Source organism: Mycobacterium sp. MUNTM1, from assembly GCF_054660795.1.
This window is the reverse complement of sequence record NZ_BAAGDE010000100.1, coordinates 1-11727: the sequence shown is the minus strand read 5'-3', so window position 1 is coordinate 11727 and position 11727 is coordinate 1. Positions and strand designations below refer to the sequence as shown.

Genomic DNA, 11727 nt, shown 5'->3' with positions numbered 1-11727 from the left:
AGCCGGCTTCGTGGATCGGGGGCACCAGATGCAGCGCGCGGGGCCAGCGCGCGGGCGGGGCGCCGAACGCCCTGTTGGCGTTGCGGATCATCTTCCTGCCGGCGAGATAGTTGCCGACGGCGCCCACCACGACCCCGATTCCGACCGGCAGCAATTTGCCGAACAGCAGGGCGCCGCGCCGCAGGGTGTACTTGCGGACCCACGACTTGAGCAGCCGCGAGTTCAGCTTCGACATCGACGACAGCGGCAGGGCGGCCAGGCTCTCCGAGATCCAGCCGCCGTTGGTCCGGCGCGGGCCGATCAGCTGGGCGACGGCGTGCTCGCTGTTGTCGCCGACGAGGACCGCCAGCACCAGCGCGCGGCGCCGTTCCCGGTGATCGGCCGGAATGTCGTAGACCACCGCCATCGCCAACACGAAGAACGCAGTGGCCTCCAGGAACGTCACCGTTTCCGCGGCGGCCGCGGACAGGGCGCTGATCGTGCCGATGCCGGGAACGGTCGCGGCGGCCCCCACGGCAACGCCGCCGGCGGTCACGATGGCCAGGTATCGCTTCTGCAGCTTGGCCATGATCTCGGCCGGGCCGGCATTCGGGTGCGCGTTGCGCAGCCGGGTCACATAGGCCTCGGCGGCCGGGCCCTGTATCCACGAGCTCCGCTCGATGACCTGCGCCAACGCCCGCGCGGACATCTTGGGTCGACCGCTGTTGGCGGTCGGCTGCTGTGCCGCGTTGGGCATGGTGAAGAACCGGTTCGGCGACCTTTTCCGTCGAGCCCGCATATTTCTCTCCTGCAGATGGCGTTCCCCCAGGCTAACGCGCCCGCGACGAATACTGCCGCGTTATGCGCCCCGACCGGGTCCTTGGCTGCCGGCCTATTGCCTCACCGGGAATAATCAGGCTGGATGTCTGCGAGCGGCCCGTGCCGTTCGCCGGTCTTCATGCTGTTTACCGCGCCCCTCGCGTGGTGTATCACCTGCGTGGGCTGGGCCGGTCGACCAGCCGGGCCGATACGGCTGAACAGCATCGTCGGGAAGCGAAACGAGGTGGGGTGGATGACCACGGCTACGCCCCGCACGCCTGGAGGAACGGGACGCGCGGGATCGGGGCCGGCCCGGGCCGCCAACCGCTGGGACTTTTTCACCCGCAGCTCGCCGCAGTCACAGAACCCCTGGAACCCGCTGTGGGCGATGATGATCGGCTTCTTCATGATCATGGTCGACTCGACCATCGTGGCGATCGCCAATCCGACCATCATGGCCAGCCTGCGCATCGGCTACGACACCGTGGTCTGGGTGACCAGCGCCTATCTGCTGGGCTATGCGGTCGTGTTGCTGGTGGCCGGGCGCCTGGGCGACCGGTTCGGTCCGAAGAACCTGTACCTGTTCGGCCTGGTCGTGTTCACCGCCTCCTCGGTGTGGTGCGGGCTGGCCGGCAGCGCCGCGATGCTGATCGCGGCGCGCGTCGTGCAGGGCGTCGGCGCGGGGCTGCTCACCCCGCAGACCCTGTCGACCATCACCCGGATCTTCCCGTCGGAGCGGCGCGGCGTTGCGGTGAGTCTGTGGGGTGCCACCGCCGGTGTGGCCAGCCTGGTGGGCCCGCTGGCCGGCGGTGTCCTGGTCGACGGGCTGGGCTGGCAGTGGATCTTCTTCGTCAACGTGCCCATCGGCGTCATCGGGCTGGCGTTGGCGTACTGGCTGATTCCGGTGCTGCCCACGCAGTCGCATCGCTTCGACCTGATCGGGGTCGCGCTGTCCGGGATCGGCATCTTCCTGATCGTGTTCGGGCTGCAGCAGGGGCAGGCCGCGCACTGGCAGCCCTGGATCTGGGCGTTGATCGTCGCGGGCGTCGGGTTCATGACGGCCTTCGCGTTCTGGCAGGCGCTGAACGCCCACGAGCCGCTGATTCCGCTGATCATCTTCGGCGACCGCGACTTCAGCCTGTGCAACGTCGGGGTCGCCATCATCTCGTTCACCGCGACGGCCATGATGCTGCCGCTGACGTTCTACGCGCAGGCCGTGTGCGGGCTGTCGCCGACGCGCTCGGCCCTGCTGATCGCGCCGATGGCCATCGCCAACGGTGTCTTCGCGCCGTTCGTCGGCAAGATCGTCGACAAATACCACCCGCAGCCGGTGCTCGGCTTCGGCTTCTCGGTGCTGGCGATCGCGCTGACGTGGATCACCTTCGAGATGGCGCCGACGACACCGATCTGGCGGCTGGCGGTGCCGTTCTTCGTGATGGGTGTCGGGATGGCCTTCGTGTGGTCGCCGCTGACCGCGACCGCGACGCGCAACCTGCCGCCACACCTGGCCGGCGCCGGCTCCGCGGTGTACAACTCCGTGCGCCAGCTCGGCGCGGTGCTGGGCAGCGCCGGCATGGCCGCGTTCATGACGTGGCGCATCAGTGCCGAGATGCCGCGGCAGCCGTCCGGGGACGCCGCCGGCGAGGACGCGCTCGCCCTGCAGTTGCCCGGGTTCCTGCGCGAACCGTTCGCGGCCGCCATGTCGCAGTCGGTGCTGTTGCCGGCGTTCATCGCCTTGTTCGGGATCATCGCCGCGCTGTTCCTGGTCGGCTCCGCGCCGTGGGCGGGCAGGGGCGATGGCACGGGCGGCGACGATCCGCTGGGCCCCGACGACGACATCGTCGACGACGACTACGACGACGACGAGTATGTGGAATTCGTCCTGGTGCGCGAGTCCGACGCCCAGCGGGGCAGCGATCCCGAGCCGCCCCGGCCGCCGGTCGAACGCCCGCGCCCGGCGTCCACCGGAGTGCCGCGACGCGGCCCCGCCGCGCAGGCTCAACCAATCGGCTACGCCCACAACGGTTCTCACGTAGATGCCGGAAAGCGCCTTCGCCAGGTGGCGGTGCGGCGCTCACCGAGATCCATGCCGCCCGGTGATCGGCCGACCCGGCCGCCGCGCCGCCATCACAACGGATCGACTGGCCTGCACTTCACCGACGGTGAATCGCTGCGGGGTTACCATCACCGCTCCGATCCGGACGACGATCCCACCGGTTCGGGCCGGCACTCGTCAACCGGTTAGCCGTCGATTCAGAGCGCAACGGCGCCACGAAAAGCCGTGTGCGGCAGCGCTTTACCTGGCAACATCGCAAGGGATGTTCTCGGCGGCCGTCAGCCGTCGGAGTGTTTGCCGCTGTGTCCGCTGGTCGATTGGGATCGCCTGGCGCTGCGAACCCTTCGTCTACAACAGCATTAGGCTCCGGCGGGTCGCGCGAGGAATGGCGTGACCAAGGGCTATCGTGGCGCCGTGCGTGATCGGTGTGGGTGCAGTGCGACACCGTCTCTCTCGCGCCGCGATGTCTTCAAATATGCTGCGGCGGCGCCGATTATGCTCAGTTTGGGCACGGCCGCATCAGGTCTGGTCCAACCGCCGGCGGCGGCAGCTGATACGTCCTTGGTTTCGGCGGTCGAAGCGCCGGGGCAGGACCTCAATATCATCAGTCGGGCCGGGTGGGGCGCCGATGAGTCGATTCGTCGCCGAGCACCGATGTACGACAACGGAATCAAGGCAGCCGTCGTGCACCACACCGCCGGTGTCAACGAATACGCGCAGCAGGATTCGGCGGCGACTGTGCGGTCGATCTACGACTACCACACCCGCACTCTGGGCTGGTCGGACATCGCCTACAACGCGCTGGTCGACAAGTACGGTCAGATATTCGAGGGCCGATTCGGCGGGATGACCCGACCGGTTCTGGGCACCCACACCGGCGGATTCAACCGCAACACCTGGGCGGTGTGCATGATCGGAGACTTCGACGCGGTAGCCCCTACGCCGGTTCAGCTGCGTACCGTGGGGCGCCTGCTCGGGTGGCGGCTGGCACTGGATGGCGTCGACCCGCAGGGCAGCGTCGCGTTGACATCGGACGGCGGCCCCTACACCCGCTTTCCTCAGGGCGCCAGCGTAGGGTTGCCGTGCATCTTCGCTCACCGCGACGTCGGCGATACCGATTGCCCCGGCAACCTCGGATTCCCGTTGATGAACCAGATTCGTGACATTGCGGCGCGGTTCAACAAGCGCCCCAGCGCCGACGATCTGGCGCAGTCGCTGCAAGGTAGTGCCATCTATGACCGGTGGCAGGCGATGGGCGGCATGAAGAGCGCCCTGGGCGCACCACAGTCGTCGGAATCGACCGGGGCGGGAGCCACGCGCTACGTCATTTTCGAAAAGGGGGCAATGTACTGGTCGCCGACCACCGGGGCGCAGCCCATCACCGCCACCATCTACGCCGCGTGGGGCGCCCTGGGCTACGAACATAGCGCGCTGGGGCTGCCGACCAGCGCCGAAATTCAGGAGCCACAGTGGGTCATCCAGAATTTTCAACATGGCACCCTGAACGTCGAGCGTGGCAGCCGGACAGTCGTTACCGTGATCAACGGTGTCGCTGCCGTCGTACCGCCGCCGTCTGCAGACGGCCCGCCCGTGCAGGTTGAGCGGTTCTCACCGATGCGCAACCGAGTTTGACGCGCAGACTCCGCGGGCCACATTCATCCCTGTTGGAAGACTTTTCGCGTCGCGGTCAGGCCGGTCACCGCAGCTCGGGCTGCGTGAGCGCCAGGAATGCGCCCAGGTCGATCAGGCCCGCGGGTGTGGCGGGCAGATACTCGGTCAGCGACGGGGAGCGCACGAGCACGGCCGCGTACTGGGCCCGGCTCACCGCGACGTTGAGCCGATTTCTGTTGAGCAGGAACGAGATTCCGCGGGGCACCACGTCGATCGACGACACCGTCATCGAGACGAAGACCACCGGCGCCTGTCCACCCTGGAACTTGTCGACCGTCCCGACCCGCACGTCGCCCAGCTTCGCGGCGGCCAACCGGTGGCGCAGCAGCGCCACCTGGGCGTTGTAGGGCGCCAGCACCAGCACGTCGGCGGCGGTCAGCGCCCGGGTGCCGTGTTCGTCGGTCCACGAGGCGCCGAGCAGCCTGTTGATCTCGGCGACGATCGCGTCGGCCTCCTCGGGGCTCTCGGTCGAATTGCCTTGGTGCTCAACCGAAAGCAGCCGAACGCCGGGTTGGTGCCCGTCGAGGCGGCGGGCGGCGGTGCAGTCGTGGGAACGCAATCTGTCCTCGTAGGACAGCGCCGAAACCGCCGCGCAGACGGCCGGATGCATGCGGTACGAGAGGTCCAGGAAGTAGCCGCGCTCGTCGGACAGGGTGCGCTGACCGTCGACCAGCCACTCCAGCGCGGAGGTGTCCACCGGCTCCGGATGGGTGCCCTGGCTGACTTGCGGCAACTGCTGGGGGTCCCCGAGCAGCAGCAGGTTGGCGGCGGCCGGGGCCACGGCGATGGTGTTGGCCAAACAGAACTGGCCGGCTTCGTCGATCACCAGCAGATCCAGGCTTCCCGGCGGTATCCGGTTGGCGTTGGCGAAATCCCATGCGGTCCCGCCGATCACACATCCCGGCGTGTCGGCGAGGAACGCGGCGTAGGCGCCACCGTCGATCTCCCGCCAGCGCGGGGCCCGGTGGTCGTTGCGCTTCTTCGCGATCCGTTGCGGATCCAGGCCTGCGTCGATCACGCAGTCCAGCACGTTCTCCACGGTGGCGTGCGACTGCGCGACCACGCCAACGCGCCAGCCGTGTTGGGCGACCAGGCCGCGGATCACCCGGGCGGCGGTGTGCGTCTTGCCGGTGCCGGGCGGCCCGTGCACCGCCAGGTACGACGAGTCCAGATCCAGTAGCGCCGCGGTGATGTCGGCGACGGTATTGCCGCTGCGCGGCAGGGGGGCGCCACTGCGCGCGCGGGGCGCGCGGCGCAACAGCACATCGACGATGGCGCTGTCGGGTAGTCGCGGCAATCCGGCGGCCACCGCGGCGGCGCTCGCCTCGATCGATTCCCGCAGGGCCGTCGTCGGGATCGGTGGCCCGGGCGTCAGCGCGAAGGGCACCTGGTCAAAGGTGTTGCCGTCGCCGCCAACTCGTTCGAGGACGATAACTTCGCTGGGCACCGCCGGATCGTCGGCCTCGACGACCGTGGCCCGCCCGGCCGCCCGCCGGTCCGGGCTGTCGGTCATGCCGGGCGGCGCCGGCGGATGGTAGAGCGCAAAGACGTCGCTCTTCAAGTCGCCGCGGGCCAACTCGCCGCGCAGCTGCAGCCGCCGCTGCGGTTTGCGCGCGCGAGGAGGCGTGTTCCAGCCGACGCTGACCGACGCGTGCTCGATGACGAACACGTCGGTGTTGTCGGCCCACTCCTCGATGGGGAAGTTCAGCCGGTCGAAATGCGCCCACCAGAAGGGTTTGTCCTCGCGCCGGTGGTAGCCGCGCGCGGCGGCCAGCAGCGCCACCGCCGTCTGCTGCGGGGTGCGGTCGTCGACGCCGGCGGTGCCCGTGAACGCGGCCAATGTCACAGCGAGCTGGTCGCGGTCGTCGACGGTGTTGCCGTCGGGCACCGGCTGGGCGCCGATCGGTACCACGCCGGATTCGTAGGCGCGCAACATCAGCCAGTTCCGCAGCTCCTGAGTCGACCGGCAGTCGTAGTGGTTGTAGTCCTCGATCTCCTTGAGCACCGATGCGGCCTCGTCGCCGCGGCCGTCCGCCTGAAGGTCGCAGTACCGTGCGTAGGAGGTGATCGAACCGGCGGCCGTGGTCACCTCGCCCGCGCGCAGTTGCGCCCCCATGTAGAGCGGCTCCAGCGCCTTGAGGCTGAACGACTCCGCTCCCACCCGAATGCTCCTGCGCACCAACGGATAGAGGTCGACCAGCGTGCCGCTGCGGAGCAGTTCGTCGACCTCGTCCTCGCCCACCCCGTAGCGCCCGGCGAGCCGCAACAGCGCGGTCTTCTCGTAGGGCGCGTAATGGTAGATGTGCATGTTGGGGCGGCGCTTGCGGCGCTTGGCCACCAGCGCCAGGAAGTCGATCAGCGCCTTGCGTTCGTCGGCCCGGTCGTGCGCCCACAGCGGGAGGAAATTGCCCGCCGGGCCGGCCTCCAAGACACCGAACAGGTACTCAAGCCCCCACTCGCGCCCGTCGGTGGTCCACAGCGGGTCGCCTTCGAAGTCGAAGAACAGGTCGCCCGGGTCGGGCTCGGGCAGCAGGGCCAACGGCTGCGCGTCGATGACCTCGACCTGGGGAACACCGGTTTCGCGTTGCCGGACTTGCAGTTTCGCCTGGATAGTCAGTTTGTTCAGCGTGCCGGGTGCCAGGTCGGGCACGGGTCCGCAATGATCGGCCAGCTGCGCCACCGTGCTGATGCCGGCATCAAAAAGCTTGTCCCGCTGGGCTACTCGCATACCGGCGACCAGGAGAACATCGTCGGCCGCCCGCAGCTGTTCGGTGCACAGCGGACAGTGAAAGCAGGCTGCCACGCCCTCGTCGTCCCAGCGGACCGCCGCGCCGCTCGCGTAGTGTTCGTCGAGGAGGCGCTGCAGCCGGGCCCGCTGCGAGCGGTACACCGGGACCAGGTCGCAAACCCGGTGCCGCACCGCGGTTCCGTCGCCCAGCCGCAGCTCGGCCTCCGGTGCGACCGGGATGCCGGCGGCGGCCAACGCGTCGGCGTAGGCGGCCAGCTGCAACAGCGCGGTCACCTTGGCCGAGCGGGCCAGTTTGGTGTCGACGACGCGGTACCGCTCGCCGTCGCGCACCAGAAAATCGGCGAAGCCGACGAAGCGGCCGTCGAACATGGCGGCCTGATACACCACGGGCGCGCCGTCGGCGACGGCGCGGTGGGTGGCGTCGGCGGCCGCCGCCAGGCCGGCGGGGGTGTAGGCCGGGCGGCCGATGATCGCGACGTCCTGTCCGAACCGGTCGCGCAGCGAGGCCAGCTCGCGTCGCTCGTGTTCGCTACCGAGCTCGGCCGTCCGCGCGAGCAGTTCGTCTTCGACGGTCACGGCGGGCCCGCGGCCCAGCTTCGCGTCGAAGTCCCGCAAGAGCGCGAATTCGCAGCGGGTGGCGGCGGCAAGATCCGATGCGCTGTAAACGATGCTGTCGCCGGAGACCAACACTGGGCCACTGTAGGTCAGCGCTCCGACACCAGCGCGGTGCCGGGCGGGCGTGCCCGGAGATCAGTGGGCCGGGGTGTTGCCGATGAGTTCGACCGTGTTGCCGTTCCAGTGGAATTTCACGTCGGTGTTCAGGCCGTTGATCCCGCTGGGATAGGTCAGCGCCACCGTGTCGCCCGTGGTCTGCGCCGGGTCGACGCCGTTGAACCCGTAGGTGTCGGGCACGCCCTGCGGGATGAACTGGCCGAGGTGGAACAGCACCGCACGGGTGGTCGGGGCGACCGCATTGGTGTTGGCCTTGATGGTGATCGCCGACAGCTGCGCGCACTGGTTGTAGTTGCCGGCCAGCGGTTCGGGGTTCCAGGGTTGCTGGCTGCGCGGGTCGCGGGGCAGCTCGGACACCACCTTCGCGATGGTGGGCGACGCGAGGTTGACCGCGCAGGGATCCGTCGGCGGGGCGTTGCCGGGTGGGGCGGCGGCCGTCGGCGTGGCCGGCGCCGTGATCGACGGGGTCTCCGACGTCCTGGCCTGCGGCGTCTTCGCGACGGTGGAGTCCCCCGACCCGCATCCGGTCAGCGTGAAGGCGAGGAGAGCGACAGCGGCCGAGCCAGTCAGTGGCTCGGTACGACACGGCAACGACCACACATCTGGGCACCGTACCGTCATCGCGTCCGGGGCCGTCGCAGGCACGGCCGGGTGTGCTGATGATCACCGCATCGGCCTGCCGGCTGTGACCCGCACTGCTCAAGTCCGCTGAGCTCGCGATCACCACTAGGCCTTCTGGTGGTGACCCGCAGCGCTCAGCGTCCGCTGAGCTCGCGATCACCACTAGACTCCTTGGACGATGACCCTCCCGGACAGCTCGACTGAGGCTGCCTCTACCACGTTTGCCGACCTGCAGATCAATCCCTCGGTCCTGCGGGCGATCGCCGACGTCGGCTACGAGTCGCCCACCGGCATTCAGGCCGCCACGATCCCGGCGCTGATGGCGGGCTCCGACGTCGTCGGCCTGGCCCAGACCGGCACCGGCAAGACCGCCGCCTTCGCGATCCCGATCCTGTCCAAGATCGACGTCACCAGCACCGCCACCCAGGCGCTGGTGCTCGCCCCCACCCGGGAACTGGCCCTGCAGGTCGCCGAGGCGTTCAGCCGGTACGGCGCCCACCTGCCCAAGATCAACGTGCTGCCGATCTACGGCGGCTCTTCCTACGGAGTCCAGCTGGCCGGGCTGCGGCGCGGCGCCCACGTGGTGGTCGGCACGCCCGGCCGGGTCATCGACCACCTCGAGCGCGGCACACTGGACCTGTCCCACGTCGACTATCTGGTCCTCGACGAGGCCGACGAGATGCTCACCATGGGCTTCGCCGAGGAAGTCGATCGCATCCTGTCCGAAACTCCGGAATACAAGCAGGTGGCACTGTTCTCCGCGACCATGCCGCCCGCGATCCGCAAGATCACCACCAAGTATCTGCACGACCCGCTCGAGGTCAGCACCAAGGCGAAAACCGCCACCGCCGAGAACATTTCGCAGCGCTACATCCAGGTCGCCGGCCCGCGCAAGATGGACGCGCTGACCCGGGTGCTGGAAGTCGAGCCGTTCGAGGCGATGATTGTCTTCGTCAGAACCAAGCAGGCCACCGAGGAGGTCGCCGAAAGGCTAAGGGCCCGAGGCTTCTCCGCGGCCGCCATCAACGGCGACATCCCGCAGGGCCAGCGCGAGCGCACCGTCGCCGCCCTGAAGGACGGCAGCGTCGACATCCTGGTCGCCACCGACGTGGCCGCGCGCGGGTTGGACGTGGAGCGGATATCGCACGTCCTGAACTACGACATCCCGCATGACACGGAGTCGTACGTGCACCGGATCGGGCGCACCGGCCGGGCCGGACGTTCGGGCACCGCGCTGCTGTTCGTCTCCCCGCGTGAGCGTCACCTGCTCAAGGCGATCGAAAAGGCCACCCGCCAAACGCTCACCGAAACCGAATTGCCCACCGTCGAGGACGTCAACGCCCAGCGGGTGGCCAAGTTCGCCGACTCCATCACCACCGCGCTGGGTTCCCCCGGAATCGAGCTGTTCCGCAAGCTGGTGCAGGACTACGAACGCGAGCACGACACCCCGATGGCCGACATCGCCGCCGCGCTGGCGTTGCAGTCCCGCGACGGCGAGGAATTCCTGATGGCGCCCGAACCGCCGCCGGAGCGCCGCGAGCGGCGCACCGAACGCCGCGAACGCCCCGAAAGGCCAAGGAATGCAAAGCCATTCGCTACCTATCGCATCGCGGTGGGCAAGCGGCACAAGATCGGCCCCGGCGCGATCGTCGGCGCCATCGCCAACGAGGGCGGGCTGCATCGCAGCGATTTCGGCCACATCGCGATCGGACCGGATTTCTCTCTGGTGGAGTTGCCGGCCAAGTTGCCCAAGTCCACCTTCAAAAGGCTTGAGCACACCCGCATTTCGGGGGTGTTGATCAACCTTCAGCCGGAGCGGTCGTCCGGCAACAAGCCCCGCGGTCGAGACGGTGGGAAGCCGCGCAGGAAACACGGTTGATGACGCTGTCAGAAGAGCAAGACGCCCAGGGCGGGCTCGAGCAGACCTCCCGCGTCGACCGGGTCGCCTCGCTGACCGGGATCCGCGCGGTCGCCGCGCTCCTCGTCGTCGGCACCCACGCGGCCTACACCACCGGCAAGTACACGCACGGGTATTGGGGCCTGGTCGGTTCCCGGATGGAGATCGGAGTGCCGATCTTCTTCGTGCTGTCCGGCTACTTGTTGTTCCGTCCGTGGGTGAAGTCGGCGGCGCGAGACGGCGCACCGCCGTCGCTGAGTCGCTATGCGTGGCACCGGGTTCGGCGCATCATGCCCGCCTACGTGGTCACCGTGCTGTTCGCCTACGTGCTGTACCACTACCGCGACGCCGGGCCGAACCCCGGACACAGCTGGCTGGGGTTGGCGCGCAACCTGACGCTGACGCAGATCTACTGCAACGGCTACCTGGGCAAGTACCTGCACCAGGGGCTGACGCAGATGTGGAGCCTGGCGGTCGAGGGCTCGTTCTACGTCATCCTGCCGCTGCTGGCCTACCTGCTGCTGGTGGTGATCTGCCGACGGCAGTGGCAGCCGAAACTGGTGCTGGCCGCGCTGGCGGGGATGGTGCTGATCAGCCCGGCCTGGCTGGTGCTGGTGCACACCGACCACTGGTTTCCCGACGGCGCGCGGCTGTGGCTGCCCACTTATCTGGCGTGGTTCCTGGCCGGGATGATGCTGACCGTGCTGCAGGAGATGGGGGTACGCGCCTACGGATTCGTGGCCATCCCCCTGGCGGTCATCTGCTATTTCATCGCGTCCACGCCCATCGCCGGTGCGCCCACGACCTCCCCGGCGACGCTGAGCGAGGCGTTGTTCAAGACGTGCTTCTACGCCGTCATCGCCGCCCTCGCCGTGGCACCGCTGGCGCTGGGCGACCACGGGTGGTACTCGCGAATCCTGGCCAGCCGCCCGATGCTGTGGCTGGGCGAGATCTCCTACGAGATCTTCCTGATCCACCTGATCACCATGGAATTCGCGATGGACTACATCGTCGGAGCGCGCGTGTACACCGGTTCGATGCTGTACCTGTACGTCGCGACGCTGGTGGTGACGATCCCGTTGGCGTGGCTGCTGCACCGGTTCACCCGCGTGCGGGACTGACGACGCCGGCTAGCTGTCGTGACCTGAGAGGTTGTTGACGGCGTGCCTGCTTGAAAGTGGGAGGACCTCCTGACGGAGTGGA

The 11727-nt window shown here is 68.6% G+C and carries 7 protein-coding genes; 4 read left to right on the top strand and 3 right to left on the bottom strand.

Annotated features, from left to right (window positions below):
• A partial coding sequence (locus tag ACYQ8K_RS29285) for a hypothetical protein (protein ID WP_459974773.1) occupies nucleotides 1-778 on the bottom strand: 778 nt, incomplete at its 3' end.
• A 273-nt stretch (nucleotides 779-1051) separates the two neighbouring features.
• Between ACYQ8K_RS29285 and ACYQ8K_RS29280 the strand changes: the two genes are divergently transcribed.
• Both ACYQ8K_RS29280 and ACYQ8K_RS29275 read left to right on the top strand, forming a co-directional pair.
• A complete protein-coding gene (locus ACYQ8K_RS29280) occupies nucleotides 1052-3043 on the top strand; it encodes an MFS transporter (RefSeq protein ID WP_459974771.1) in 1992 nt (663 codons plus the stop codon).
• A gap of 465 nt (nucleotides 3044-3508) precedes the next feature.
• A complete protein-coding gene (locus ACYQ8K_RS29275; protein WP_459974769.1) occupies nucleotides 3509-4486 on the top strand; it encodes an N-acetylmuramoyl-L-alanine amidase in 978 nt (325 codons plus the stop codon).
• A 64-nt stretch (nucleotides 4487-4550) separates the two neighbouring features.
• On the opposite strand, the gene ACYQ8K_RS29270 is transcribed toward ACYQ8K_RS29275, so the two are convergent.
• Entirely contained in the window at nucleotides 4551-7964 is a 3414-nt protein-coding gene (locus ACYQ8K_RS29270; protein WP_459974767.1) for a TM0106 family RecB-like putative nuclease, read from the bottom strand.
• A 60-nt stretch (nucleotides 7965-8024) separates the two neighbouring features.
• Nucleotides 8025-8627 carry an LppP/LprE family lipoprotein gene (locus tag ACYQ8K_RS29265; protein ID WP_459974775.1) on the bottom strand — a complete coding sequence of 201 codons (603 nt, stop codon included), beginning with the start codon at nucleotides 8625-8627 and terminating at the stop codon, nucleotides 8025-8027.
• A gap of 178 nt (nucleotides 8628-8805) precedes the next feature.
• On the opposite strand from ACYQ8K_RS29265, the gene ACYQ8K_RS29260 reads away from it, so the two are divergent.
• Together ACYQ8K_RS29260 and ACYQ8K_RS29255 are read left to right on the top strand one after the other, a co-directional pair.
• Nucleotides 8806-10506, top strand: a complete 1701-nt coding sequence (locus ACYQ8K_RS29260) for a DEAD/DEAH box helicase (RefSeq protein WP_459974765.1) — start codon at nucleotides 8806-8808, stop codon at nucleotides 10504-10506.
• A complete protein-coding gene (locus tag ACYQ8K_RS29255; RefSeq protein ID WP_459974763.1) occupies nucleotides 10506-11645 on the top strand; it encodes an acyltransferase family protein in 1140 nt (379 codons plus the stop codon). The genes ACYQ8K_RS29260 and ACYQ8K_RS29255 overlap by 1 nt, the downstream gene beginning before the upstream one ends.
• Nucleotides 11646-11727 lie beyond the last annotated feature (82 nt).

Coding starts and splice junctions, on each gene's coding strand:
- ACYQ8K_RS29280 (WP_459974771.1), top strand. CDS start 1,052: ATGACCACGGCTACGCCCCGCACGCCTGGAGGAACGGGACGCGCGGGA.
- ACYQ8K_RS29275 (WP_459974769.1), top strand. CDS start 3,509: ATGTACGACAACGGAATCAAGGCAGCCGTCGTGCACCACACCGCCGGT.
- ACYQ8K_RS29265 (WP_459974775.1), bottom strand. CDS start 8,627: ATGACGGTACGGTGCCCAGATGTGTGGTCGTTGCCGTGTCGTACCGAG.
- ACYQ8K_RS29260 (WP_459974765.1), top strand. CDS start 8,806: ATGACCCTCCCGGACAGCTCGACTGAGGCTGCCTCTACCACGTTTGCC.
- ACYQ8K_RS29255 (WP_459974763.1), top strand. CDS start 10,506: ATGACGCTGTCAGAAGAGCAAGACGCCCAGGGCGGGCTCGAGCAGACC.